General features: G+C 71.2%; 27 protein-coding genes. 13 read left to right on the plus strand and 14 right to left on the minus strand.

The window, feature by feature from the left end; all coding sequences use genetic code 11:
* Positions 1-19 precede the first annotated feature (19 nt).
* Both FB470_RS14665 and FB470_RS14670 read left to right on the plus strand, forming a co-directional pair.
* Positions 20-882, plus strand: a protein-coding gene (locus FB470_RS14665) for an IS5 family transposase (RefSeq protein WP_370876470.1) whose coding sequence is annotated in 2 segments (ribosomal slippage) — positions 20-385 and positions 388-882 — 861 coding nt in all. Because the reading frame shifts where the segments join, the coding sequence is not laid out codon by codon here.
* Positions 883-977: 95 nt separating this feature from the next.
* The gene (locus FB470_RS14670; RefSeq protein ID WP_306991991.1) at positions 978-2477 is read left to right on the plus strand and encodes an NF041680 family putative transposase; all 1500 of its coding nucleotides are present in this window, start codon (positions 978-980) and stop codon (positions 2475-2477) included.
* A gap of 279 nt (positions 2478-2756) precedes the next feature.
* Here FB470_RS14670 and FB470_RS14675 read toward each other — a convergent pair whose 3' ends face one another.
* Both FB470_RS14675 and FB470_RS14680 read right to left on the minus strand, forming a co-directional pair.
* A complete protein-coding gene (locus FB470_RS14675) occupies positions 2757-3719 on the minus strand; it encodes a R2-like ligand-binding oxidase (RefSeq protein ID WP_306991993.1) in 963 nt (320 codons plus the stop codon).
* A 5-nt stretch (positions 3720-3724) separates the two neighbouring features.
* Positions 3725-4330, minus strand: a complete 606-nt coding sequence (locus FB470_RS14680; protein WP_306991995.1) for a TetR/AcrR family transcriptional regulator — start codon at positions 4328-4330, stop codon at positions 3725-3727.
* Positions 4331-4447: 117 nt separating this feature from the next.
* Between FB470_RS14680 and FB470_RS14685 the strand changes: the two genes are divergently transcribed.
* Positions 4448-5080: an HAD family hydrolase gene (locus FB470_RS14685; RefSeq protein ID WP_306991997.1), complete on the plus strand. Its 633-nt coding sequence runs from the start codon at positions 4448-4450 to the stop codon at positions 5078-5080.
* On the opposite strand, the gene FB470_RS14690 is transcribed toward FB470_RS14685, so the two are convergent.
* The gene (locus FB470_RS14690) at positions 5037-5267 is read right to left on the minus strand and encodes a hypothetical protein (RefSeq protein WP_306991998.1); all 231 of its coding nucleotides are present in this window, start codon (positions 5265-5267) and stop codon (positions 5037-5039) included. The two genes, FB470_RS14685 and FB470_RS14690, sit on opposite strands and share 44 nt — an antisense overlap.
* 164 nt (positions 5268-5431) lie before the next feature.
* Between FB470_RS14690 and FB470_RS14695 the strand changes: the two genes are divergently transcribed.
* On the plus strand, positions 5432-5818 hold the full coding sequence (locus FB470_RS14695) for a cold-shock protein (RefSeq protein ID WP_017985244.1): 387 nt from the start codon (positions 5432-5434) through the stop codon (positions 5816-5818).
* A gap of 52 nt (positions 5819-5870) precedes the next feature.
* Here the strand turns inward: FB470_RS14695 and FB470_RS14700 are convergent, their stop codons facing one another.
* Genes FB470_RS14700 through FB470_RS14710 form a run of 3 tightly spaced genes read right to left on the minus strand, consistent with a single transcriptional unit; the run spans position 5871 to position 8963 of the window.
* On the minus strand, positions 5871-6368 hold the full coding sequence (locus tag FB470_RS14700; protein WP_306992000.1) for a DUF2771 family protein: 498 nt from the start codon (positions 6366-6368) through the stop codon (positions 5871-5873).
* A gap of 22 nt (positions 6369-6390) precedes the next feature.
* Entirely contained in the window at positions 6391-8145 is a 1755-nt protein-coding gene (locus tag FB470_RS14705) for an MFS transporter (protein WP_306992001.1), read from the minus strand.
* 41 nt (positions 8146-8186) lie between these two features.
* On the minus strand, positions 8187-8963 hold the full coding sequence (locus FB470_RS14710; RefSeq protein ID WP_306992002.1) for a glutaminyl-peptide cyclotransferase: 777 nt from the start codon (positions 8961-8963) through the stop codon (positions 8187-8189).
* Between the two features lie 49 nt (positions 8964-9012).
* Between FB470_RS14710 and FB470_RS14715 the strand changes: the two genes are divergently transcribed.
* Together FB470_RS14715 and FB470_RS14720 are read left to right on the plus strand one after the other, a co-directional pair.
* Positions 9013-9834, plus strand: coding sequence for a DUF3027 domain-containing protein (locus FB470_RS14715; protein WP_306992004.1), 822 nt, complete (start codon positions 9013-9015; stop codon positions 9832-9834).
* Positions 9818-12568: a sacsin N-terminal ATP-binding-like domain-containing protein gene (locus tag FB470_RS14720; protein WP_306992006.1), complete on the plus strand. Its 2751-nt coding sequence runs from the start codon at positions 9818-9820 to the stop codon at positions 12566-12568. The genes FB470_RS14715 and FB470_RS14720 overlap by 17 nt, the downstream gene beginning before the upstream one ends.
* On the opposite strand, the gene FB470_RS14725 is transcribed toward FB470_RS14720, so the two are convergent.
* Positions 12565-12855 carry a DUF2530 domain-containing protein gene (locus FB470_RS14725; RefSeq protein ID WP_370876471.1) on the minus strand — a complete coding sequence of 97 codons (291 nt, stop codon included), beginning with the start codon at positions 12853-12855 and terminating at the stop codon, positions 12565-12567. The two genes, FB470_RS14720 and FB470_RS14725, sit on opposite strands and share 4 nt — an antisense overlap.
* 43 nt (positions 12856-12898) lie before the next feature.
* On the opposite strand from FB470_RS14725, the gene FB470_RS14730 reads away from it, so the two are divergent.
* Complete coding sequence (locus FB470_RS14730) at positions 12899-14380, plus strand: NCS2 family permease (protein WP_306992008.1); 1482 nt, start codon at positions 12899-12901, stop codon at positions 14378-14380.
* Here FB470_RS14730 and FB470_RS14735 read toward each other — a convergent pair.
* Positions 14341-14946: a TetR/AcrR family transcriptional regulator gene (locus FB470_RS14735; RefSeq protein WP_306992010.1), complete on the minus strand. Its 606-nt coding sequence runs from the start codon at positions 14944-14946 to the stop codon at positions 14341-14343. The genes FB470_RS14730 and FB470_RS14735 overlap by 40 nt on opposite strands.
* 71 nt (positions 14947-15017) lie before the next feature.
* Between FB470_RS14735 and FB470_RS14740 the strand changes: the two genes are divergently transcribed.
* From FB470_RS14740 to FB470_RS14750, 3 genes are all read left to right on the plus strand, one after another.
* Positions 15018-15605: a dihydrofolate reductase family protein gene (locus FB470_RS14740; protein ID WP_306992012.1), complete on the plus strand. Its 588-nt coding sequence runs from the start codon at positions 15018-15020 to the stop codon at positions 15603-15605.
* A gap of 61 nt (positions 15606-15666) precedes the next feature.
* On the plus strand, positions 15667-16089 hold the full coding sequence (locus FB470_RS14745) for a MarR family winged helix-turn-helix transcriptional regulator (RefSeq protein WP_306999275.1): 423 nt from the start codon (positions 15667-15669) through the stop codon (positions 16087-16089).
* Positions 16090-16322: 233 nt separating this feature from the next.
* Positions 16323-17603 (plus strand): MFS transporter, encoded by a 1281-nt coding sequence (locus FB470_RS14750; RefSeq protein WP_306999277.1) that lies wholly within the window; start codon positions 16323-16325, stop codon positions 17601-17603.
* Here the strand turns inward: FB470_RS14750 and FB470_RS14755 are convergent.
* From FB470_RS14755 to FB470_RS14775, 5 genes are all read right to left on the minus strand, one after another.
* Entirely contained in the window at positions 17557-18543 is a 987-nt protein-coding gene (locus FB470_RS14755; protein WP_306992014.1) for a hypothetical protein, read from the minus strand. The genes FB470_RS14750 and FB470_RS14755 overlap by 47 nt on opposite strands.
* 330 nt (positions 18544-18873) lie before the next feature.
* The gene (locus FB470_RS14760) at positions 18874-19662 is read right to left on the minus strand and encodes an arylamine N-acetyltransferase family protein (RefSeq protein ID WP_306992016.1); all 789 of its coding nucleotides are present in this window, start codon (positions 19660-19662) and stop codon (positions 18874-18876) included.
* 101 nt (positions 19663-19763) lie between these two features.
* Positions 19764-20384 carry a superoxide dismutase gene (locus FB470_RS14765; protein ID WP_306992018.1) on the minus strand — a complete coding sequence of 207 codons (621 nt, stop codon included), beginning with the start codon at positions 20382-20384 and terminating at the stop codon, positions 19764-19766.
* Between the two features lie 164 nt (positions 20385-20548).
* Positions 20549-21208: a biliverdin-producing heme oxygenase gene (locus FB470_RS14770; RefSeq protein WP_306992019.1), complete on the minus strand. Its 660-nt coding sequence runs from the start codon at positions 21206-21208 to the stop codon at positions 20549-20551.
* Positions 21209-21284: 76 nt separating this feature from the next.
* Positions 21285-22787: a glutamate--cysteine ligase family protein gene (locus FB470_RS14775; RefSeq protein ID WP_306992021.1), complete on the minus strand. Its 1503-nt coding sequence runs from the start codon at positions 22785-22787 to the stop codon at positions 21285-21287.
* A gap of 199 nt (positions 22788-22986) precedes the next feature.
* On the opposite strand from FB470_RS14775, the gene FB470_RS14780 reads away from it, so the two are divergent.
* From FB470_RS14780 to FB470_RS14790, 3 genes are read left to right on the plus strand one after another with little or no spacing between them, the layout of a single operon-like run.
* Positions 22987-23796, plus strand: a complete 810-nt coding sequence (locus tag FB470_RS14780; RefSeq protein ID WP_306992023.1) for a TrmH family RNA methyltransferase — start codon at positions 22987-22989, stop codon at positions 23794-23796.
* Positions 23797-23831: 35 nt separating this feature from the next.
* On the plus strand, positions 23832-24428 hold the full coding sequence (locus tag FB470_RS14785) for a DUF2537 domain-containing protein (protein ID WP_306992025.1): 597 nt from the start codon (positions 23832-23834) through the stop codon (positions 24426-24428).
* Positions 24428-24781, plus strand: coding sequence for an MmcQ/YjbR family DNA-binding protein (locus FB470_RS14790; RefSeq protein WP_306992027.1), 354 nt, complete (start codon positions 24428-24430; stop codon positions 24779-24781). Before FB470_RS14785 ends, FB470_RS14790 begins: the two co-directional genes overlap by 1 nt.
* Here the strand turns inward: FB470_RS14790 and FB470_RS14795 are convergent.
* Positions 24755-25282, minus strand: a complete 528-nt coding sequence (locus tag FB470_RS14795; protein ID WP_306992029.1) for a DUF2231 domain-containing protein — start codon at positions 25280-25282, stop codon at positions 24755-24757. The two genes, FB470_RS14790 and FB470_RS14795, sit on opposite strands and share 27 nt — an antisense overlap.
* Between the last annotated feature and the right edge of the window lie 50 nt (positions 25283-25332).

The following is a 25332-nucleotide window of genomic DNA, read 5'->3' on the forward strand; positions in this document are numbered from 1 at the left end:
GGTTTGATCTTGGGTTGTGGTGGGTCGGGGTGAGGTGACGGATCGGGCGTGGGCGCGTATTGAGCCGTTGCTGCCGGTGTCGGGTCGGGGGCGGCAGTGGCGGGATCACCGGCAGGTGCTCAACGCGATTCTGTGGAAGCTGCGGACCGGGGCGCCGTGGCGTGACCTGCCCGAGCGGTATGGGCCGTGGAAGACCGCGCATGAACGGTTGCGGTTGTGGACCGCGGATGGCACCTGGCAGAGGATCCTGGACGAGGTGATCGTCAAGGACGACTCGATCGGTGAGGTCGAGTGGGTCATCTCGGTGGACTCCAGTGTGGTGCGAGCACACCAGCATGCTGCTGGGGCTCGGACAAAGGGGGCTGCGCGCCCGTCGTCGAGGCGCTCGCGGTCGACGGGGAAGGACTCGGCCGGTCCCGGGGCGGACTGAGCACGAAGATCCATCTTGCGGTCGATGGGCGCGGGTTACCGATGCGGGTGCTGCTCACCGGCGGCCAGGCCGGCGACAACCCACAACTGCTGCCGCTGCTGGATGGCATCCAGGTGGCCCGAATCGGGCCGGGCCGCCCGCGCTGCCGGCCCGAGATGGTCATCGCGGACAAGGCCTATTCGCATCCCTCAACCCAGCAGGCGATGCGGAACCGGCGAATCCGGTTCACCAGTCCAGAGCGGGAGGACCAGATCGCCCGCCGCGCCGCCGAGGGCTTCCGCGGCGGGCGTCCTCCCGCCTTCGATGCCGAGGCCTACCAGCGGCGCAACGTGGTCGAACGCTGTTTCAACAGGCTCAAACAGTTCCGCGGCCTGGCCACCCGCTACGCCAAACGCGCCGCCTACTACCAGGCCGAACTCACCATCGCCGCCATCGTCCTCTGGCTCAGATGACTTACAGGACACGCCCTAGCTTGAGTTTTAACTTTCGGGTGGTGCTTGCCTACCCCTGTTGATCATGAACGCAGCCCTTGGTCGATCATTCCTTCTTGCGACAGTTGGAAGATCGATCAGGGGCTGCGGTGATCAGTTTGCCGGATGCCAGTACCAGGCGTGCCGATGGGGAGCTGTCGAGGTTTCGGCGGCGGGTGTATGAGTCTTTGAACCGGCGGGCGGACGCGTTGTTCGAGCTGGCCGACGCGGTGTTGTGTGCTGATGGGCCGGTGCGGTCGGTCGCGGAGTTGTCCCTGGCGGGCGAGCATCGCCGAGGGTATGGCAGTGGGTATGCCGCACTCGCGCGCGGCAGGATGGACATACCGCGGTTACAGACCGCGCTGAGCGCGGCGCCGATCCCGCGGGCCGCGGACGGGCGGCTGGTGCTGGCGGTCGATGTGACCTGCTGGTTGCGTCCGGAAGCGCACACCTGCCCGCAACGGATCCTGTGTCACACCTACGGCCGCGGCAAAGACCAGCACATGATGGTGCCGGGCTGGCCCTACTCCGTCGTCGTCGCGCTGGAATCAGGGCGTGGTTCGTGGACCGCGCCGCTGGACGCGGTCCGGCTCGCGCCGGGCGACAACGCCGCGAGCGTGACCGCCCGGCAGATCCGCGGCGTGGTGGACCGTCTGGTCGCGGCCGGGCACTGGCGGCCGGGAGACCCGGACATCCTGCTGGTCGCCGATGCCGGCTACGACGGCCCCCGGCTGGCCCACGTGCTGGCCGATCTTCCGATCACCGTGCTGGTGCGGATGCGCACTGATCGGGTCCTGCATCGCCCGGTCCCGCCGCAGCCGCCCGGCACGCTGGGCAGACCCCGTCGCCACGGCGACGCGTTCGCTTTCGGTGACCCGGCCACCTGGGGGCATCCCGACGTCGTCACCGAAACCACGACCCGGCTCTATGGTCCCGCGCTGGTCCGGGCGTGGGATCGGCTGCACCCACGGCTGACCCACCGCATCGCCTGGGCCGGCCACGTCGGCACTCTGCCGATCATCGAGGGCACCGTGATCCGGCTCGAAGTCCACCGGCTGCCCTCCGGGGCGATCCCGAAACCGGTGTGGCTTTGGCACTCCCGCATCGGCCTGGACGCCACCGAGGTTGATCTGGCCTGGCAGGCGTTCCTGCGCCGGTTCGACATCGAGCACACCTTCCGCATGCTCAAGCAAACCCTCGGCTGGACCACCCCAAAACTTCGCTCACCCGAAGCGGCCGACCGCTGGACCTGGCTGCTGCTGACCGCCTACACCCAGCTGCGCCTCGCCCGTGACCTCACAGCGGACCTGCGCCGTCCTTGGGAGAAACCCCGACAAGCCAGGCGGCTCACCCCGGCCAGGGTCCGCCGAGGGTTTCGGAACCTACGGCCACAACTCGCCTGCCCCGCCGGCGTCCCGAAACCCTCGCGGCCAGGCCCTGGACGTCCAGCCGGAACACCCAACCAACGACCCGCCTCACGCCACGACGTCCACACCGTCACCACCACGAACACACCAAAGCCGAAACACAGCAAGAACACCAAATCGAGCAACCCACGACCCCGCCGACCCGGTTAAAACTCAAGCTAGGCCGAAACCTCCCGGCGCCCGGCAACGCCAGGTGAGACGCGACGTCACCAGACCGCCCCCGCCCCCGATCCCAGCCCGCCTTTGGTCGCCGATCAGGCGTGTCAAGGTACTCTTTCCCGCCTTGACACGCCTGCTCGGCGACCGAAACCCTCCAACCGGAGGGGACGGGGGAGGCCAGCACCCAAGGCGACCACGCCGGACGGCCTCAGGCGACGGGATGACCCAGCTCGCGTTGCGAGCACGGGCGCTGGGCGCCCGTGCTCGCAGCTACTGCACCGCCTCGGCGAGGGCCTTCGCGTCTTCCTCGCCGAACGTTTCTTCCAGCTGTTCCGGCGAGTAGTCCACATCGATCTGGGCGACGGGCACCCCGCGCGCCGATTCGATGGCTCCCAGGCGCCGCTGGGCCCGGTCGGCGGCGTAGTCGATGAACTCCTGCGGGTCGTTGTCGAAGGGGCGCGGCTCCTCGAACTGGTCCTGCACCCATTGGATCATCCCGAGGGCGTGCGGCAACAGCTCACCCATGCGCTGCTGCACCGCGTCCCACAACGAATCGTCCGCGGCGATGTGCCTGCGGCAGGTGAAGGTGCCCCACGCCATGTGCCGGCGCTCGTCGTCACCGATGTGCTTCACGAGTTGCTGCATGCCGGGCAGGATGCCGCGCGTGGTGCACACCTTCTGCCAGGCGTAGTAACCCGTCAGCGCCAGGCTTCCCTCGATCACGTGGTTGTAGGTGACGCTCGCGCGGATCTGGTTGAGCGGGCTCGGTTCGCGCTCGAGGACGCTCAGCGACTCCGGCAGCTCCTCGTAGAACAGCTTGCGGTAGTGCGGGTTCTCGCTCACGTACGACGTCAGGTCTTCCGTCAACCCGACCGCGTCCATCCAGCGCCGGAAGACCTCCGTGTGCTTGGCCTCCTCGAAACAGAACTGGGTCAGGTACATCTCGTCGCCGAAGCGGCCTTCGGCGGCCATCGCCTTCATGAACGGCTGGATGTCCTCCGTCACCGCCTCCTCGCCGGCGATGAACTGCGCGCACAGGTACGTCGACGAGCGGCGCTCCTCGTCGGTCAGCGTCTGCCAGTCCTCGGCGTCCTGGCTGAAGTCGATGTCCGCCGGGTTCCAGAACTTCCGGTTCCCCTTCACGAACAACCGCAACGGGAACGAGTCCCAGTTCAGCCCGCCCCGGCGCAGCGAGGCGAAACCGGTGCGGTGCACGGGCAGTGTGCCAGTCATGATCGTCACTCCATTGTGGACGCGTAGTGGGTGATGGCCGGTGCGATCGCGGCGCAGATCAGCTCCGCCGCCTCGGTCGCGGAATGGGTCGGCAGCACCAGGTGGCTCAAGGACAGCCGCACCACGGTCTCGGCCAGCAAGTTCGCGGCGTCGGTGCTGAGGGCGGGCAGGAACTCGCGGTAGTGCGTCGCCGCGGTCTCCATCGCCGCGGACAACACGGGTTCACCCCGGGTGGTGAGCAGCGGCAGCAGATCCTCACCCTGTGGTGTGCCCAGCGCGGAAGCCACCAGCCGGTTCTCCCGCGCGTGCTCGATCGTGTAGGTGACCGCATCCCGGATGCCGGTCAGCAGATCGGGTGCGGAGGCGAACCGGTGGTGGATGCCGTCCAGGAACTCGCCCGTGGTGCGCAGGACGACCGCCTGCACGAGTGCGTTCTTGTTGCCGAACTCGTTGTAGACCGTCTGGCGGCTGACCCCGGCCGCCGATGCGACGTCCGCCATCCGCAGGGCTGCGTAGCCCCGCGCCGCCAGGATGTCGGCCGCCGCGTCGAGCAGTGTCTCCCGCAGCGAGGTCCTGGTCCGCGCCGCGAACGAGTCGGTGATCCCAGTCACAAGCCCAGCTTGACACAACAGCTCCTGATGTCAAGAACCTTGACCCGATCGGCGTCACTGTAAAGTCGAGGTGAGATGGCTGCCGGAACTGCCGGTGCTTCCGGCTACCGTGGCCGCGTGGGGATCGTCGTCGGCTTCGACCTGGACATGACGCTCATCGACCCGCGGCCGGGCATGGTCGCGGTGATGAACGCACTCGGCGCGGAGGCGGGCCTGCCGCTGGACGGTGAGCACTTCGCCGCCAACCTGGGCCCGCCGCTGGATCAGGTGCTGCGCGAATTCGGCGCGCCCGAACACCGGATCACCGGCCTCGTCGACCGGTTCCGCCAGCTGTACCCGGAGATCGTGGTCCCGGAGACCGTCGCGCTCCCGGGCGCGCACGAGTCACTGGCCGCGGTGCACGAGGCGGGTGGCCGCACGGTCGTGGTCACCGGCAAGTACGGGCCGAACGCGGCGCTGCACGTGAAGGCGCTCGGCCTCGCCGTGGACGTCCTGGTGGGCGAGCTGTGGTCGGACGGCAAGGCAGTGGCCCTGCGTGAGCACGGCGCGTCGATCTACGCCGGCGACCACCTGGGGGACGTGCGGGGCGCGCTCGCCGCGGGCGCGGTGCCGGTGGGTGTGACCACCGGACCGTGCAGCCGGGCGGAGTTGCTGGAAGCCGGGGCGGAAGTCGTCTTCTCCAGCCTGGCGGAGTTCCCCGGCTGGCTCAGCCGGCAGCCGCTTTCCGGTGCTCGCGGACCAGGGAGATGAGCGACAGGGCGATGCCGAGGGGGGTGGCCACGCCGGCCAGGGCGCTGAGCCAGACCGGGAGGTCCCGCAGGCCGAAGGCGAACATGACGAACACGGCCAGCACGGCCAGCACGCCGATGGCGAACACGCCGATCCCGAGCCGCATCAGGAACGGCTTCCGGGGGGAGGTCTTGGCCGGAGTATCCATGCCACAAGGTTAGAACCCATATCTTCTTCACCCCAGGGCGCATACCGGGATAGGCTGGCGGATACGCGTCCTGGGTACGCCCAGGGCGCGTTCGTCGTGCAGGGCGGTCACGTGCCGCCGGTACGCGAGATGACGTAGTGCAGAGCGAAGGAACGGTGAGGGCAGTGCCGACCGGCAAGGTCAAGTGGTACGACGCGGAGAAGGGGTTCGGTTTCGTCACCCAGGATGGCGGCCAGGACGTCTACATCCGCAAGACCGCGCTCCCCCAAGGGGTCGAGGCACTCAAGGCCGGCCAGCGGCTGGAGTTCGGCGTCGCCGACGGCCGGCGCGGCCCGCAGGCCCTGTCCGTTCGCCTGATCGACAGCCTGCCCTCGGTCGCCGAGGCGCGCCGTCGTCCCGCCGAGGAGCTGCACGGCCTGATCGAGGACATGATCAAGCTGCTGGAGATGAAGGTGCAGCCGGACCTGCGCCGCGGCCGCTACCCCGACCGCAAGAACACCAAGCGCATCGCCGAAGTGATGCGCGCGGTCGCGCGCGACCTCGACCCGTAACTCCCGGCCGGACCAGGTGGGGCTCCTCGCATCGAGGGGCCCCGCTTCGTCGTCAGCCGGGCTGGACCTGCAGCGACCACAGGCCCCGCACGACCAGCTGCGGGTTGCCGTTCTCGTCGACGATCGGGTTGCCCGCCGGGTCCACGGCGTAGGCCGCGCCGAGCTGCTGCACCTCGACCACCACGAGCTGGTCGTCCGGCGCGTTGCCGGTGGCCGTGTAGGCGAGCTTGGAGCCCGGCGTGAAGAACTGCTGCTTCACCGGCTGCAGCTCGCCCTTGGCGTTGGCGTACTGGACGTTCACCAGCCACGGGGTGTCGCCGATGTCGGACGGGACGGAGATCTGCACCGGCTTGCCCCGCCGGACCTTCAGGGTCACGGCGGCGTCCGGGGACTCGTCGCAGGACTTCAGGAGCGCGTCGCAGTGGGCGATCGGCTCGGCGTTCACCGTGTGACCGTCGCCGAAGAAGGTGACCTCGGGCGGTCCGACGGAGGCGGAGCATCCGGTTAGTGCCAGCGCCCCGGCCGCGAGCAACAGCAAAGTTCGCCGCATGCCGGAAACACTACGGGTCGGCTCACTGCACGCGGGGAGCGGCCCCGGTGCCGGTGCGGGCGGGCTGACGGGCCCGCCGCGCGCCCAGTCCGGGCAGGAGTGACGAACCTCTCTGCAGCAGGAACGTCTGGGCCAGGCCGAGGGCGAGCAGGATCGACACGACCAGGAACCCGATCCAGTACGTCGGGGGCAGCAGCAGGCCGACCGCGCCGCCGAACACCCACGCCAGCTGCAGCACGGTTTCCGAGCGGCCGAACGCCGACGCCCGCGACTCCTCGGGCAGGTCGCGCTGGATCACCGCGTCGAGGCTGATCTTCGCCAGCGCGCTCGCCGTGGAACCGACCAGGCCGACGACCGCGGCTGTGACGATCCCGGCCATGACGGCGGCCAGGACCGTCGACGCCAGCGTCGCCCCGACGCACCCGAGCACCACCTGGCTCGCGTGCCCGAAGGTCAGCCGCGACCCGAGCGCGTTGCCGACGAACCCGCCGATCCCGGCCGCGCCCCCGATCAGTCCCAGCATCAGCAGTTGCATGAACGGCGTCTGCCCGCCCTGTTCCGCGTGCGCCTTCACGGCGAACGCGGCGAACATCATCAGGAAGCCGGTGAGAACCCGGATGGTCCCGTTGCCCCACAACGCGACCACGACCTCGCTGCCCATCGGCTGGCGTTTCTTCTTCTTCGCCGGGTGCGCTTTCAGCGTGGTCGGGACCTCGCCCTCGGTCACCTCGACCCACGCCGGGATCCGCATCGCCTGCACGGCACCGACCGCGCAGATCAGGCCGGTGAACCACAGCGCGCCCGCGGAGCCGAACACCGAGTTGACGCCGGAGGCGACGGCGCCGAACACACCACCGGCGACGAGCCCGAACACGGTGAGGCGCGCGTTGGTCTTCGACAGCGTGATGTCCGGCGGTACGACCCGCGGCGTGACCGCGGACTTGAGGACCGTGAACGACTTGGACAGCACCATCTTGCCGAGCGCGGCGGGGTAGAGCCCCCAGTCGTTGAAGTGCAGGGCCATGATCACGGCCATCAGCACCTGGCCGACCGACGTGAGGCACATCGCCAGACGCCGGCCGCGCTGGATGCGATCCAGCAGCGGGCCGATGACCGGGGCCACGAGCGCGAACGGCGCGATGGTGATCAGCAGGTACAGCGCGACCTTGCCGCGGCCCTCGCCGCTGGTGGCCGCGAAGAACAGGGTGTTGGCGAGCGCGATGGCCATCGCCGCGTCACTGGCGTAGTTCAGCATCACCGCGTACGTCAGCGAGGTGAGGCCGGACTTGTCGGCGCCGTCGGCCTTGGTCGCGCGCTGGAACGCGCCGACCGCCTTGCCGCCGAGCTCCCGGCTGCGCAGCGCGGCGACCCGGGTGACCGTCAGCTTCTTCGGCATCCGGGGCAGTGGGCCCGCGGTGGCCTCGGTGCGGTGTTCCGTGGTCGCCTCGGGCTCGGGCGGCGGCTCCTTCGCGTAGCCGTCGGTGCGGTAGTGGTCGTAGAGCGGCTCGGTGCGCCGCGGCGGCGGCTCACCGCCGGGCGGGGGCTCGGTGCTGCGCGGCGGTTCGCTGTGCCAGGGGCGCTGCGGCGGCGGGTTGTGCCGCGGCGGGTACGGGCGCGCGCCGCGCGGAGGCGGCGGCGTGCGGCTGCCCGCCGGGAACTCGCTCGTCGGTGCCTCGTCGGCGTCCGGGACCGAGGACCGATCCGGGTAGAAGCCGCCCTGGGCGCGCCACGAGTGACCGGCCCCCGGTGCCGGTGTCCACTTCCGTTTGCGCCCCACGGGTCAATCTTGCCGTATTCCTGGGCCGCCGCGCTGAACGATCAGGCAGTGGGGACGAATTTCACCCGGAACATCAGCGGCCACAGCTTCCCGGTGAGGAGGAACTCGTCGGTGCCGGGGATCGCGGCGATGCCGTTGAGCACGTCGGCCGACGCCGCCTGGGCCGCGGTGAGCAGGCCGGACGCGGTGATCTGGCCGGTCACCTCGCCGGTCGCGGGGTCGATGCGCAGGATGCGGTCGGTCTGCCAGACGTTGGCGTAGACGGCGCCGCCCGCGCACTCCAGCTCGTTGAGCTGCGCGAACGTCTGCGCGCCGTGGTGGACGGTGACCTGGCCGGTGACCTCGAACGTCGACGGGTCGCGGAAGGTGAGGCGGTCGGAGCCGTCGCTCATCACCAGCCGGCCGTCGGCGTGGCACAGCCCCCAGCCCTCGCCGTCGTAGGACACCCGCCGCAGCTCGGCGAGCGTTCGCGCGTCCCGTTCGATCGCGACGCCGTTCTGCCAGGTCAGCTGCCACACGGTCGGGCCGGTGACGGTGATCCCCTCACCGAACAGCGGTGACGGCAGGTCCACGCGCGTGGCCGGCGGCTGCCCGGGCGCGCCGGCGCGCAGCGACGACCGGCCGACCAGGCCGGTGCCCTCGTAGAGGGTGGGGCCGGAGAACTCGAGCCCCTGCGTGAACGCCGACGGATCGTGCGGCAGCGTCTCCAGCACCTGCACCGTGAGCTGTGGAACCGTGCTCGGGGCAGGGGGTGTCGAGGCCGCGCAGCCGCTGAGCGCGGCGGCCGCGGCGAGGGTGAGGGCGATCAACGTGCGCACGGCTCCACCCTGACACGGAGGCGTTGAGCGCGCGGGGCACAATTGGGGTATGACGCTGCTGCTCACCCTGGACGACGGCTCCGTGGAGCGCGCCCTCGCCGAGGCGGTCGACCTCGCTCGCGGGGCCGCGGTCGAAGAGGCGGGCGCCGACCAGGTCGGGGAGCACGTCGGCGTGTCGCGGGAGGACGCGGTCTCGGCGAGCCACCTGTTCGAGGCGCGGGTGCCCGGCTACCGCGGCTGGCGCTGGTCGGTGACCGTCGCGAACGCGGGCCCGGACACGCCGGTGACGGTGAGCGAGGTCGTGCTCGTGCCCGGCCCGGACGCCCTGATCGCCCCGCAGTGGGTGCCGTGGGAGCGCCGGGTGCGCGCCGGTGACCTGGGCGTCGGCGACCTCCTCCCGCCGGACAAGGACGACCCGCGCCTGGTGCCGGCGTACCTGCAGTCCGACGACCCGGCGGTCGAGGAGGTCGCGCACGAGGTCGGCCTCGGCCGGGTGCACGTGCTGTCCCGCTACGGCCGCGAGGAGGCCGCCACGCGGTGGCACCGCGGCGAGTTCGGCCCGCGGTCGGACATGGCCCGCAGCGCGCCCGCCCACTGCGGCACGTGCGGCTTCTACCTCCCGCTCGCCGGGTCGCTGCGCGCGGCGTTCGGCGTGTGCGGCAACGAGATCGCGCCGGCCGACGGCACCGTGGTGCACGCCGAGTACGGCTGCGGCGCGCACTCCGAGGTCGAGGTCGAGGTGACCTCGTCGGTGCCGGTCGCCGAGCTGGTCTACGACGACTCGCTGCTGGACATGGAGCCGGTCGAGGAGCCCAAGGCCGAGACGGGCGCCACCGCGGACGTCGAGACGGCGAGTGAGTCAGCTGAGTGATCCGTTCGGCACCGGGGCGCTGCGTGCCTCGGTGCTGCGGGCCTGGCGGGACTCGCCGACCCGGTTCACCGAGGACCTCAACGCCGAAGGCGACCTCCGGGCCGGCGGTTACCGCGACCGGCTGTTCGTCGAGCTGGCGCAGAACGCGGCCGATGCCGCCGCGATGAGCGGAACCCCCGGCGCGCTGCGGGTTTCCGTCGTCGACGGGGAACTGCGCGTCGCCAACACCGGTGCGCCGCTCGACGCCGCCGGGGTCGCGTCGCTGGCTTCGCTGCGAGCGTCGGCCAAGCAGGGCGGCACCGTCGGTCGGTTCGGCGTCGGGTTCGCCGCGGTGCTCGCGGTCAGCAGCGAGCCGCGGGTGATCTCGCGCACCGGTGGTGTCGCGTTCTCCGAGGCGCGGACGCGTGCGGCCGTCGAGCGCGACGGCACCGTGCCCGTGCTGCGCCTGCCGTGGCCCGCCGACGAGGACGTCCCCGACGGCTTCGACACCGAGGTCCGCCTCCCACTGCGGGACGGCGTCGACCCGGACGACCTGCTCGCGCGCCTGGCCGACGAGGCCGAGGACCTGCTGCTGTCGCTGCCCTGGCTGGCGCGGATCGAGGCGCCCGCCGGGGTCTGGACGCGCTCCCAAGTGGACGGTGTGGTCGAACTGGGCACACCGTCCGGCACGGTCCGCTGGCTGACCCAGGCCGGTGAGCACGCGGTGTGGGCGAAGCCGGTCGACGGGCGGCTCACCGAGGACGTGCTGCACGCGCCGACGCCGACGGACGAGCGGTTGTCGTTGCCGGCCCGGCTGATCGCGACCGTGCCGCTGGAGCCGTCGCGGCGCCGGGTGCTGCCGGGTGCCGACGCCGCGCTCGCCGCGGCCGCCCGCGAATACCCGGCGCTGGTGCGCAAGCTCGCGCCGGAGGACCGGCTGGACCTGGTTCCCGAGGCCGGTTTCCCGCTGTCCGAAGTGGATGGAACCCTGCGCGAGCTGGTCGGCCGCCAGCTGGCGACCCAGGCCTGGCTGCCCGCCGCCCGCGGCGACGATCTCGTGCCCTCGGGCGCCCGCGTGCTGGCGGTCGAGTCGCCGCGGCTGCTGGAGCTGCTCGCCGACGTCGTCCCCGGGCTCGCCGGCATCAGCGGGTACGAGCCGGCGCAGGTCCTCGCGACCGTCGGCGCCGACCGGCTCGACGTCTCCGAGCTGGCCGACCTGCTCACCGGCGTCGACCGCGACCTTCAGTGGTGGGTCGAGCTCTACGACGCGTTCCTGCCGTTGCTGGACAACCACGAGGTGACCGCGGACGACCTGGGCGCGCTACCGGTGCCGATGGCCGACGGGCGGACGCTGCCCGGCCCGCGCGGCGCGCTGTTGCTGGGTGCGTCCGAACTGCTGGACCTGCTGGCCGACGCCGACGTCGGCGGCCTGCGGCTGGTGCACCCGCGGGCCGCGCACCCGCTGCTCGAACGCCTCGGCGCCAAGCAGGCGGAGGCCACAGACCTGCTCGAAGCGCCCGCCCTGCGCGACGCCGTCGAGCGCAGCGTGACCGATGCCGAGTCCGGTTTGGACACGTCACCGCTGGCGAAAGCCGTGCTGCGCCTGGCTTCCGAGACCTCCGGCGAAGGGCTGGGCGCGCTCGCGCTGCCGTCCGAGGACGGCTGGCGCCGGGCCGACGAACTGGTGCTGCCGAACTCGCCGCTGCGCGAGGTGTTCGACCCCGAGGTGTTCGAGGAGGACGGTCCGTTCTCCGTGCTGGACGCGGAGTTCGCCGAGCAGTGGCCCGCGCGGGTGCTCATCGAGCTGGGCGTGCTGGACGAGTTCCTGGTCGTGGAGAACCCCGACGAGCGGCCGGAGATCCGCGACCTCGACCTCGTGGCCGACGACGCGTGGCCGCGCGCACTGGCGCTGATCGCCGGACGGCGCGAGACGTGGGCGGCCCTGACGATGCCGGACAGCCCGTCGGCGGCCTGGCTGGCACGCAACGCGCTGCTCGCCGGGCGCCCGCCCGCGGAGTGGCGCCTGCCCGGCGCCGAGTCCCTGGCCGGGCTGTACGACCCGGTGCCCGACGTCGGCGTGCGCCCGGACGTGCTGGCCGCGGCCGGGGTCCGGGCGGAGCTGGCCGTGCGGAACCTGGACGACGCGGCCGACCTGCTCGACCGGCTCGGCGATCCGGACCGCGAGGTGTCGCCGGGACTGGTCCTGCGCGCGCACGCCGTGCTCGCCGCCGCCGACCTGGACTGGTCCGAGCTGGACGCGCCGGAGCGGGTCCGCACCGTGGACGGTTCCGTGGTGGACGCCGAGCGGACCGCGGTGCTCGACCTGCCCTGGCTCGGCGCGGTGTGGGCGCCGGAACGCCTGGTCGCGGCCGCGCCGGGGGCGGACCCGGCCGCGCTGGCCGAGTTGCTGGACATCCCGCTGCTCAGCGAGCACGCGGACGCCCGGATCAGCAGCGACGGCGAGTTCGTGCCGTGGCCGGAGATGACCGCGCTGGTCCTGGCCGCGGAGCTGCTGGACATCCGGCTGCCGGACGGTGGCCTGGTCGTGCACGACGAGTTGACGGTCGAGGTCGACGGAGTCAAGCGCGCCACGCCGTGGTGGGTCGAAAGTGGGACGTTTCACGGGGAACATCACGCGGAGGACTCCCCGGAAGGGCTGGCCCGCGCGTTCGCCTGGGCGACCGGCCGCTGGGCGGACCGGCACCTGGTCGAAGCCGTGCTGAACGACCCGGCGACGACGACCTACCTGCTCTAGAGGCCCGTCTGGGCGCTGCGGCTGCCGCGCCGGCGGGCCCAGCGCTGCCAGCTCATGATGCCCATGCCGATCAGGCCCAGGACGACACCGGACAGGCACGTCCACATCCACACGCCCGCCGGCCCGCCCGTGCCGAACAGGCGGATCGCGCCCAGCACGAGAAAAGCGGCCAGCCAGACGAGTGTGCCGACCACGACGACCGGGTAGAGCGTCACAAGTCGCGGCGGTAGCTCGGGCACCGGAAGCAACGGACGTTTAACATCCCCGGCGTTGATGGGATCGGCCACGTCAGGAAGGCTACCCGCGAGGTAGCGGACAGAGGCAGGACGCATGACGGAACAGCAGACCCGGACCCGCACCCAGGCTGCGGCCAGGACCGGACTCGACCGGTTCTTCAAGATCAGTGAGCGCGGGTCGAGCGTCGGCCGCGAGGTCCGCGGCGGGCTCGTCACGTTCGTCACGATGGCCTACATCGTGGTGCTCAACCCGCTGATCATCGGCAGCTTCTCGACGCAGGACGCCGGCGCGCACAAGGACCTGTTCGGCAACATCCTGCCGGTCCCGCAGGTGGCGGCGGTGACCGCGCTGGTCGCCGGCGTGATGACGATCCTGATGGGTCTCGTGGCGAACTACCCGTTCGCGATGGCCACCGGCCTGGGGATCAACTCGATGCTCGCGGTCACCATGGCGCCGCGGATGAGCTGGCCGGCGGCGATGGGGCTGGTGCTGCTCAACGGCCTGATCATCCTCGTCCTGGTGCTGACCGGTGTGCGGACGATCGTGTTCCGGGCCGTGCCCGCCCCGCTCAAGGCGGCGATCGCGGTCGGGATCGGCCTGTTCATCACGCTGATCGGCCTGGTCGACGCCGGTTTCGTGCGGCGCATCCCGGACGCGGCGAACACGACCGTGCCGGTCGGCCTCGGCATCGGCGGCTCGATCTCGAGCTGGCCGACCCTGGTGTTCGTCATCGGGCTCCTGATCACCGGCATCCTGGTGGCGAAGCGGGTGCGCGGCGGAATCCTGATCGGCGTCCTGGTGACCACCGTGATCGCGATCGTCCTGGAGTCGATCGTCAAGGCCGGCCCGTCCAACGGCACCAACCCGAAGGGCTGGAACCTGGGCTACCCGGCGCTGCCGGACAAGGTCGCCGGGCTGCCGGACCTGTCCCTGCTGGGCCGGGTCAACTTCGACGCGTGGGTGCAGGTGCCCGCGATCACCGCGGCGCTGCTCGTGTTCACGCTCATCCTGACCGACTTCTTCGACACGATTGGGACGATGACCGGCCTCGGCAAGGAGGGCGGCCTGCTGAACGAGAAGGGCGAGTTGCCCAACACCGGCAAGGCGCTGTTCGTGGACAGCCTGGGTGCGGTGGCCGGCGGCGTCGCCTCGTCGAGTTCGAACACCGTGTTCGTCGAGTCGGCGTCCGGCATCGCCGAGGGCGCGCGCACCGGGCTGGCCAACGTGGTCACCGGGCTGCTGTTCATCGCCGCGATGTTCTTCACCCCGCTGTACGAGGTAATCCCCGTCGAGGCCGCGGCGCCCGCGCTGGTGATCGTCGGCGCGCTGATGATCAGCCAGGTGCGCGAGATCGACTTCACCGACTTCCGGATCGCGCTGCCCGCGTTCCTGACGATCGTGGTCATGCCGTTCACGTACTCGATCACCAACGGGATCGGCGCCGGGTTCATCACCTACGTGGCCATCCAGATCGTGACCGGCGGGGCGCGGAAGGTGCACCCGCTGCTGTGGGTGATCGCGGTGGCGTTCGTGGCCTACTTCGCGGTCGGCCCGATCCAGGAGGCGCTCGGCTGAGCCACGAGTCGCTCGACGGCGGCGGTGACCAGCTCGTCGCGCTCGGCCTCGGAGAAGACGTCGGGCAGGGTGAGCTGCTCGACGATCAGCCAGTTGAGGGCCAGGAACAGCAGGCGCACGGCCATCGCGTCGCCGGGCAGGCCGGACGACTCGTGGTAGGCCACGTTGGCCGCGACGTCGGCGCGCACGCGTTCGGTCAGCACCTCGCGCAGCCGCGGTCGCCGGGTGGCCTCCAGGCGTAGCTCGAGCAGCGCGAGGTAGCCGCTGCGGAACGCGCTGATCCGGCTCACCAGCTCGCGCATCAGCTGGGTGTAGGTCTCCCGGTCCGGCTCGGCCGACAGCTGACGGGCGATCGTCGCGTCGTCGGGCTGGAGCCGTTCGTACACCCGCTCCCCGGCCTGGTACAGCAGGTCGTCGCGGTTGGCGAAGTAGTTCGAGGCCGTGCCGGTGGGCACGCCGGCCTTGGCGTCGACGGCGCGGAAGGTGAGGCCGCGGGCCCCTTCTCCGGCCAGGACTTCGATCGCCGCGTCGACCAGAGCGGTCCGGCGTTCGGTGTTCTTGCGCATGGTTGACACCACTCCATCTGTAGTACTAACCTTCGAACCACTACGGACATAGTACTTCAGAAGGAGTGGTTATGCGAGAACTGGTCTACTACGTCGGCGTGAGCATCGACGGCCGGATCGCCGGCCCGGGCGGTGAGTTCGACTTCTACCCGCAGGGCGACGAGGAACAAGCCGCCGAGTACGTCGGGTGGATGACCGAGCGCTACCCGGAGACCCTCCCGACGTCCTTCCGGTCCGCGCTCGGGATCACCGGAGCTCCCAACCGGAGCTTCGACACGGTCGTGATGGGGCTCGGCACCTACCGTCCCGCCCTGGACGAGGGGATCACCAGCCCGTACGCGCACCTGCGCCAGTACGTCGTGTCCAGCACGCTCGGACCCGGACCGGATCCGGCGGTGACGGTGGTCGGCGGCGATCCGCTCGGTCTGGTGCGCTCGCTCAAGGAGGAGGACGGCCAGGACATCTGGTTGTGCGGCGGCGGACGGCTGGCCGGCGAGGTCTGGCCCGAGATCGACCGGCTGGTGATCAAGAGCTATCCGGTGGTCGCCGGTGCGGGGATCCCGGTGGTCGACGGCGAGTTCGATCCCACCCGGTTCCAGGTCACCGACCGCCGGTCCTTCGGCAACGGCGTGACGGTCACCTGGCTGGCGCGGCGGTAGGTGCGATCGATTTCACCCGGTCGTCCCGCCGATCGTGAGGTATGCTAACTATGTGTCCGATGTGCGGGAGCCTGCCCTGGCGAGCCGGTTGCGGCTCGCGGTGGTGCGGCTCAACCGCAAGCTCCGGGCGCAGCGCACCGACGAGAACGTCTCGCTGACGCAGCTGGCGGCACTGTCCACACTGCACAAATGCGGGCCGCTCACGCCGGGCAGGCTGGCGGCCAGGGAAGGTGTCCAGCCGCCGTCGATGACGAGGGTCATCGCGGCGCTGGAGGATTTCGGGTTCGTCGAGCGGAGCCCGCACCCCACCGACGGGCGGCAGTCGATCGTCGCCCTCACCGAGCGGGGTCGCGCGTTCGTCGGGGAAACGATCTCGGTGCGCGAGGCCTGGCTGGACCGGAAGCTGGCAGAACTGAGCGGTGACGAGCGGGAAGTCCTCGCTCGCGCCGCCGAGATCATCGACAGGATGGCGGGGAACGAATAACGGTGCGGGCCAACACGGGTACTGACAGACAGTCCGATCAGACGACCACAGCTACCCGAGGCCAGGCACCTCCCGCCGAGAACGTTCCGGCGGACCGGTCCTGCACCGCGCCCGCGGGCCGGGTGCGCAGCCGGACCCCCGGGCAGCCGCCGGCCGCGCAGGCCGAAGCCGCCACCGAGCAGGCGACCGGCGCGGCCACCGAGCCGGAGCACAAACCCGAGCCGAAGGCGAGCATGTTCGCGTCCCTGCGGGTGCGCAACTACCGCCTGTTCTTCTCCGGCCAGGTCATCTCGAACATCGGCACCTGGATGCAGCGCATCGCGCAGGACTGGCTGGTTTTCCAGCTGTCCGGCAACAACCCGGTGGCGCTCGGCATCGCGGTGATGCTGCAGTTCCTGCCGACCCTGATGCTGTCGCTGTGGGCCGGCGTGCTCGCCGACCGCGTCGACAAGCGCAAGCTCTGCATCGCGATCCAGAGCGGCATCGGGGTGCAGGCGCTGGTCCTCGGGCTGCTCGACGTCGGCGGCATCGTGACCCTGTGGCAGGTCTACGTCCTGTGCTTCGTGCTCGGGATCTTCAGCTCGCTGGACGTGCCGGCGCGGCAGTCGTTCGTCGCCGAGATGGTGGGGCGCAAGCAGATCAGCAACGCGGTCGCCCTGAACTCGTCGGTGTTCAACATGGCGCGCATCGTCGGGCCCGCCATCGCCGGGTTCGCGATCACCTGGGTCGGCACCGGCTGGATGTTCCTGGCCAACGCGGTCAGCACGCTCGCCGTCATCACCGGCCTGCTGCTGATGAACCCCGACCAGCTCTTCCGCGGCCCCGCGGTGGCGCGCGCCAAGGGACAGCTGCGCGAGGGCCTGGCCTACGTGCGCGGCCGCTCCGACCTGGTGTCGCTGATGGTGCTGGTGTTCTTCGTCAGCACGTTCGGCATCACGTTCTTCACGTCGCTGGCCATCGTCGCGGGCAACGTGTTCGGCACCCAGGCCGACGGCTACGGCCTGCTGTCCACCCTGATCGCGGTCGGCACGTTCACCGGTTCGCTCATGGCCGCCCGCCGGGGCGCCCGCGGCAAGCCGAGGGTGCGGCTGCTGCTGCTCGCCGCCTTCAGCCTGGGCGCGGTCGAGTTCGTGGCCGCGTTCATGCCGACCTACCTGGCCTTCGGCATCGCGCTCATCCCGCTCGGCTTCGCCACGATCACGTTCCTCAACACCGCCAACGCGCTGGTGCAGACGTCGGTCTCGCCGGAGATGCGCGGCCGCGTGATGGGGCTGTACGTGCTGGTGCTGATCGGCGGCAACCCGATCGGCGGCCCGATGGTCGGCTGGATGGCGGACACCTTCGGCGGCCGGTCCCCGTTCTACATCGGCGGCGTGATCTCCGTGATCACGGCCGTGGCCTGCGCGATCGTGCTCGCCCGGCGCGGCGGGATGACGCGGCCGGCTCGGCTGGCCGGGCTGCGGGTGCTCAGCGCCCGAGGAGAGCGGGCAGCACGGACTCGGCGAGCGCTCTGAGGTCCCGTCCCGTCCCGGTGAAGGACAGCTCCTGGCTGGTGTCGTCGTCCAGCTTGACGGCCACGACGTCCGGGGTGACCAGGGCGGGACGTCCGGCGACGGTGTCCGGGTAGGCGCGCGGGGTCACGTCGTCGCTCAGCGCGGCCTGCACCGTGCGCACCGTGCAGCGGCCGTCGAACTTCGGTTTCGCCGCCGACACGCTCGTGCCCAGCGTCTTCGCGAGCTGGGTGCACAGCTGCCACGACACCACCGGCCACGGCGAGCCGAGGATGCCGTACCCCGCGACCGGCTCGGTCTCCTTCATCGCGATCGTGCCGTCGCGGTTCGCCTCGGGCAGGTCCGGTCCCGGAGCCATGGTGGCGTCGATGACCCCCCGCGCGATGGACGTCGCCAGCTCGTCGAGCGCGAGACCGGGGCGCGTCACCGCGTACCGCGTGATGTCGACCCGCAGGTACGGGTGGATCTCGCCGTTGGGTTCGTCGTCGACCAGGTGGACGTTGAGGCGCGCGTTGACCGCGCCGCTGGTCTCCACCTCGGCGGCGCGGCCGGAGACGGTCAGACTCTGCGGCGAGCGCAGGGTGGCGGGCAGGTTGTCGAGCCGGAGGACGACGTCCAGGCTGCCGGTCACGAGGTGGCAGCCGCCGCCGCGCACCTCGCGGAGCGTCGCGCCGCCGAGCACGGCCTGCCAGCGCTGCTCGGACAGGGCCTGGCACAGCACGTGGCCCGAGCTGCCCGCGGGCAGGGCGGCGAGCATCTCGCCGGAGGGCATCGGAACCCGGCGGGGCAGCTCCCCGTCCCTGCTCGGCCAGACGGCGGGCAGGCCCGGTGCGGCCGGCGGCGCGGCGCTGCTCTGCGACCACCAGTAGCCGGCCGCGCCGGCGACGCACGCGAAGGACAGCAGCACGCCGATCACGATGGCGATCACGGTCGACGTCTTCACGCGCGCAACGCTATCCGGTGACCGGGCGAGTTCGATCAGTGATCCCCTTCCGGGCCGCTGAGCTGCGTGAAACGGCTCCGGGACGGCGCGTCGGTCGCCGGAACTCGCGACGGTTCTCGTCGGCGGCCATCCGGCGTCGCGCACCTACGTCCGCATGACGAGCAACCACTGCCGCACAGCTTCGCCGCCATGGGCCGATGACGATCGCCGTGTTGCCGGCGCAGACCGTCGCCACGGCGTCCGCACGATCGGGTGAGCGACCCGCCCCTTGCGCAGCCCAGTGAAGTTAGGCTAACCTAACGCTTGTCCGCTTCGTGGTGGGAGCGGCAGTCAGTTCGGGAACGGGCGGAGCCCCGGTGCCGGGAAGTGTCCCAGCACCGGGGCTTCGTTCACGTGTATCCCGAAGTGCACCCGGTACGCCTCGACCTTCTCCGCGGCGGTCAGGTCCCGCTCGGCCCGCTTGCCGTCGACCGTTTCGATCAGCTTGTCGCCGGCCAGGGTGATCCGCCCGGACGGCGTCGAGATCGTGCACACGACGTTCTGCGTGAAGTGCGAGTCCGGCGAGGTGGCCTGCCACCAGCAGGTCGGGACGAAGTCGGCCAGCTCCCGCGCCCGGGGCTCCAGCCGGTAGGCCGGCTCGCCGTTGTGCCGGACCTCGATCTCGCCCCCCGGCGAGTCCAGCACCAGGAACTCGCCCTCGGCGTCGTCCTGCGGCTCGCACGCGCTCAGCCGCAGCGGGTGCCGGGCGAAGCGGCCGAAGCCGACGTCGGCCAGCCACGGCTCGTCCAGGTCGACCCGCAGGGCCAGGTGGTCGAACGGCGCGCCCCACCGCCCGCCGCCGAACACGCGCGCGCCCAGCAGCGTTACCGGGAACCCCAGCTCCCGCAGCAGGGCCGCGAACAGGCCGTTGAGCTCGTAGCAGAAGCCGCCGCGGCGCCCGCGCACGATCTTGTCGAACAACGCGTCCTCGTCGAGCACGATTCGCTCGGGCAGGTGAACGCTGAGGTTCTCGAACGGCACCGCCATCAGGTGCGCCACGTGCAGCTCGCGGAGCGCGTCCGCGGTCGGGGCAGCGGGCCGGGCGGCCCCGATGCGGGCCAGGTACGCGTCGACATCCATGAGCGCCAGCCTGCACCCTCCACAGTGGTCGAGGTCAAGCCAAAAAAGAAGGGCCCTGTCCGCGCGGGCGCGCGGAAGGACCCCTCGGGGCTCGCTCCAGGTCAGAGGAGCAGGCCGTTGCCGCCGGAGACGGCGTTGTCGAACCGCTTGCTGATCTCGCCCCAGTTGTAGACGTTCCACAGCGCCTTGACGTAGTCCGCCTTGACGTTCTTGTAGTCGAGGTAGAAGGCGTGCTCCCACACGTCGACCAGCAGGATCGGCACGGTCGGCAGGATCAGGTTGTTGTGGTGGTCGCGCAGCTGCTGCGTGATCAGCGTCTTGCCCACCGGGTCCCAGGACAGCGCGGCCCAGCCGTTGCCCTGGATGGTGGTGGCGACGGCGGTGAACTGCGCCTGGAACTTGTCCCAGGAGCCGAACGCGTCGTCGATCGCGGACGCGAGCTCGCCGGTCGGCTTGTCGCCGCCCTCGGGGGAGAGGATCTTCCACCACACCACGTGGTTGGCGTGCCCGGCCAGGTTGAACGCCAGCGTGGTCTCGAGACCGACGATCGAGCCGAAGTCGCCCTTGTCCCGAGCCTCGGCGAGCTTGTCCAGGGTGTCGTTGGCGCCCTTGACGTAGGTCGCGTGGTGCTTGCTGTGGTGCAGCTCGTTGATCTCACCCGAGATGTGCGGAGCGAGCGCGCCGTAGTCGTAGTCGAGGTCAGGAAGCTCGTAGCGGGCCATCAGCCCTCCTTCTTGTGCGACGCAGAGTCCCTTGCGGTTTCAAAACCTAGTCCTCGTGAGCGCGGGAAGCTAACTGGGGAGCCGCTGTCCGCACTGCGGGAACCGGTCATGGCGCCAGCCTGCAATCTCCAGCTAGATCGAGGTCAACAGCGGTGTGCCGATGATCACTGGGTCAGGTCGTCGAGCACCGCGATGTTGAACTCGAACGCGACCAGCGTTTCGGTGACGATCCGGGCGCGCTCGGCCTCGGTCCACGGGGTGTCGTCGAGGAGCGCCTTGTACCGCTTGCGGAACGCGGGGACGTTGTCGATGTCGTCGAAGTGGTAGAACAACGCGCCCGGCCCCTCGACGCCGTGCGCCTTGGCCAGCAGTTTCCGTACGGCCTGCCCGCCGGCGAGGTCGCCGAGGTAGCGGGTGTAGTGGTGGGCGACGTAGCCGCCCGCCCAGTCGAAGGCGACCGAGCGGATGCGGTGCGCGTAGTCCTCCGTGGCGGGCACCGGCCGGATGCGGTCGCGCCAGTGCTCGCCGTAGAGGAATTCCAGGTCGACGGCCAGCGCGGGGAGCCGGCGCAGCTCGTCGAACACGAACCGCCCGCCGACCGGGTCGCGCCGCATCGCGTCGGCCGCGCCCTCGATGGCCTCGTAGATGAACCAGTACTGGGCGGCCAGCCGGGCGTACTCCGGCAGGTCGAGGTCGCCGCTGAACAGGTCCCGCATGTACCGCGAGTGGTGCGCCCGGTCGTGGGCGCGGCGTGTCGACTCCCTCAGTGTGGTCGAGAACGGGGTCCGGTCCAGATCGAGATCAACCACGAGGGGAGCCACCATGAGTGGCAGCGTAAGCGAGATCTGTCACTTAGGCTACCCTAAGAAGGATGGTTCTACCCGATCAGAGCCGCAGTGATCACGCAGGGTCCACGGGCCAGGTGTGCACGGCCTCGCCGCTCCGGCTCAGCTCGAGGTAGCGGCCCAGCATCGCGGTCAGCGCCGACTCGCGGTCGGACCCGTTCTCCTCGGCCTCGGCCACCACCGCGCGCTGCCACCACGCCCCGTTGCGGCGGGTCAGGCAGCGCTGCTCGATGACGCCGAGGTAGCGGTCGATCGCCGCCTCCGACACGTCGGCGCTGCGCAGCCCGTCGACCGCGAGCGGCAGCAGTACGCGCAGCACCAGCTCGTCCGGTGGCACCCAGCCCTGGCCCGGCCAGTAGAGCTGCGCGTCGAAGCCGTTGCGGGCACCGGCGTAGAGGTTCTCCTCGGCCGCCTGGAACGACATCTGCGTCCACAGTGGACGTTCTGCCTCGGCCAGCGCCCGTTGCGCGCCGTAGAAGAACGCGGCGTTGGCCATCATGTCCAGCACCGTCGGCCCGGCCGGCAGGACCCGGTTCTCCACGCGCAGGTGCGGCTTGCCGTCGACCACGTCGTACACCGGGCGGTTCCACCGCCACACGGTGCCGTTGTGCAGCATGAGCTCGGTCAGCTTCGGCGCCTGACCGGCCTCCAGCGCGTCCAGCGGGTCCTCGCGCACGGTCTCGGGCAGCAGGCCGGGGAAGTAGCGGACGTTCTCCTCGAACAGGTCGAAGATCGAGGTGATCCAGCGTTCGCCGAACCACACCCGCGGCCGGACACCCTGGTTGCGCAGCTCCTCCGGTCGCGTGTCGGTGGCCTGCAGGAACAGCGGGATGCGCGTCTCGTGCCACAGGGCCTTGCCCAGCAGGAACGGGGAGTTCGCGCCGACGGCCACCTGCACGCCGGCCAGGCACTGCGCGGCGTTCCAGTGCGTGGCGAACTCCTCGGGCGCCACCTGGACGTGCAGCTGCACGGAGGTGCACGCGGCCTCGGGGAGGATCGACTCGGCGTAGGTGCGCAAGCGCTCCGGGTTGTGCCCGCCGAGCGCCGCGCCGTCGAGCGACAGCGTGATGTCCTCGCCGCGGGCGGCGAAGATCTGGTCGTTGAGCAGGGTGTAGCGGGTGTTGTTGGTGATCCACTTCTGGTCGAAGTGGTCTTCCGCCAGCGTCGGCAGGATGCCGATCACGGCCAGCCGCGAACCGGTCGCGTTCGCGTGCGAGTCCGCGTCGGCGAGGTAGCCGACGAGGTCGTCCTCCAGCTCGATCGCCGACCGGCCGGCGAGCGGGCGCGGCGGCACGTTCAGCTCGATGTTGTGCTGCGACAGCTCGGTGGTGAAGGATTCGTGGTCCAGGGACTCCAGCACGGCGCTGTTGGACATCGACGGCCGCAGGCGGTCGTCCACCAGGTTCAGTTCGACCTCGAGCCCGATGTGTCTTCGCGGGAACGAGAACCCGTCGTCGGCCAGCATCCGGGCGAGGGTGTCCAGGCAGCGCTGGAGCTTGTGCCGGTAGCGCGCCCGGTCCCGCGGGGTGAAGCTGTCCGCCGACACTTCCTTGCCCATGCCATCCCTGCTTCTGTGGTGTTTCCGGCCGCCAACGGTCGCACAACGATCGCCGCCGGTCATCGGCCAAAACGGTGGCCTCGCCGTGACGTGCTGCACTCCGCGTCACACTGCTCCGTTCGGGCCAGTGGTACGCATGACGTTCGGAGCACGCACCCCGACTGCGGAGGATCTACCCCGGAGCCGCAGACTTCATGCCGTGGCGCAGATCGTGCGAACCGAAGACGAGGGTGATCCGCGGCTCGACGACTTCCGGGACCTGTCCACGGCCGACCGCCGACCGGACCGTCCCGGGGGGCGCGGCCTGGTGATCGCCGAGGGGACCGTGGTGGTGCGCCGGCTGCTCGCCTCAGCGTACCCACCGCGGGCGCTGCTGGGCGTGCCGCGGCGCATCGACGAACTCGGCCCCGACCTGGCCGGGGTGCCGGTGCCGGCGTACGTGACGTCGGCCGAGGTGATGGCGAAGGTCGTCGGCTTCCACCTCAACCGCGGGGTGCTCGCCGTGGCCGACCGGGCGCCGCAGCCGGACGCCGACGAGATCCTGGCGCGGTCGCGGGTGATCGCGATCCTCGAGGGCGTGGGCGACCACGAGAACATCGGCGCGCTGTTCCGCAACGCGGCCGCGCTCGGCGTCGACGCGGTGCTGCTCGGGGCCGGCTGCGCCGATCCGCTGTACCGCCGCAGCGTCCGGGTGTCGATGGGCAACGTGCTGCGGGTGCCGTTCGCGGAGCTGACGCCGTGGCCGTCCGGCCTGGAGCGGGTGCGGGCGGCCGGGTTCCGGGTGGCGGCGCTGACCCCGCGGGCAGACGCGGTGACGTTGCGGGAGCTGGCCGCGCGCGGCGGCCGGACGGCGCTGCTGCTCGGTTCGGAGGGGCCTGGACTGACCGGCGAGGCGCTCGCGAGCGCCGACGTGGCCGTCCGGATCCCGATGGCCGAAGGCGTCGACTCGCTCAATGTGGCCACGGCCGCGGCGGTGGCCTTCTACGAACTGTCCGCAGCGGTAAATTGACGACGTAGCGGGCGGCCGGCCGGAAAGGTGCATGCGTGGAACTGCGGGTCCGCGGCGACCGCGCCGTGCTCAAGGGGCACGGCGAGGTGTACACGCGCGAAATCGACCCCCACAGCCTGGCGCTGGGCGTGGATCTGGCCGACGCGCTGCACGAGTGGGCGCAGGTCGCTGCCGCGCTGCGGCGTTCCGCGAACGATCCGGACGAGGCCGCGACCGTGGTGTCCCGGCGCGGGCAGCAGCTCGCGTCGCGGGTGGCCGGGGTGATGGGCACGCCGGTGCACTACGTCGACCCGGTGACGGGCGAGCAGGTGGTCGTCCCGCCGCCTCCGCCCGTCGAGGCGCCGCACCGGCTGTTCGCGGGGGTCGGTGACGAACCGACCCCGTGGGCGACCGGTCTGGTGGTGGCGGGGTTCGTCGCGGCCGTGGTGATCGTCGCGATGATGGCGCTGGCGGTGGCGCTGGCCGCGGAGACCACCGGGTGGCTGGTCCTGGTCGCGGCGCTCGTGGTCACCGGCGGGATCGCGCCGTCACTGTGGCTGGCCCGGCGGCTGCCGATCATCCGATGGGTCGCCCTCGGCGCGGCCGCCGGGATCGTGCTGTCCTGGTTCGGCGTGCTGGCGGTCGTGTTCTGATGGGCGCGCTCGAGTCGCTGCGGGAGGTCTGCCTGGCGTTGCCGGAGGTCACCGAGCGGCTCAGCCACGGCGAGCCGACGTGGTTCGTGCGGGGTCGCAAGACGTTCGTGATGTACGCCGACCACCACCACGACGACCGGCTGGGGTTCTGGTGCGCCGCCCCGCCGGGCGTGCAGGAGGAGATGACCGGCGCGGAGCCGGACCGGTTCTTCCGGCCGCCGTACGTGGGGCATCGCGGGTGGCTCGGGGTGTACCTCGACGTGCCGGTGGACTGGGACGAGGTCCGGGCGGTCGTGCGGGAGGCGTATCGCGTCGTGGCGCCGAAGTCACTCGCCGACCGCGTGCAGGGATGACCAGCGGCGCACGCCCGCGCCCTGCGCGTAGGACAGGTGCCCGCCGAGCGCGCCGCCGGCGGTGAGTGCCAGCAGGCCGCCCAGGCCCCACATGCGGGCGGCGGCGGTGCGGCCGGAGCGGTTGGCGGCGAGGAAGCAGCCCGCGGCGACCGTGTTGCTGAGCGCGTGGATCGCCCCGACGCGGCGTTGTTCGGCGTCGAGACCGGAGAACTCGGCCAGCCCGGTCAGGACCGTGGGCGGTGTCGCGGCCAGGCCGATCGTGACCAGGCGGCGGGCGGTCGCGGGCTGGCCGGTCAGGTCGAGCACGGCGGCGGAGGTCCAGGCCCCGATCGGGAGCGTGACCAGCAGGGGGTGCACGGGGTGGCCGAGCCAGGCGCCGCGCAGCAGGCGATCGGCGGCGCCGTGGCCGACGACCTTGCGCAACCCGCGGGCGACGGCGGTCGTGGCGGGGTCGAGCGCGCGAAGCGACTCGGCGGCTTCCAGGATGCGGCGTGGTTTCACCCCGTGGCAGTACCCCGTCCCGGCGATTCGACGCGCGCCGGGCGGGTAGC

Source organism: Amycolatopsis thermophila (assembly GCF_030814215.1).
Taxonomy (GTDB): Bacteria; Actinomycetota; Actinomycetes; order Mycobacteriales; family Pseudonocardiaceae; genus Amycolatopsis_E; species Amycolatopsis_E thermophila.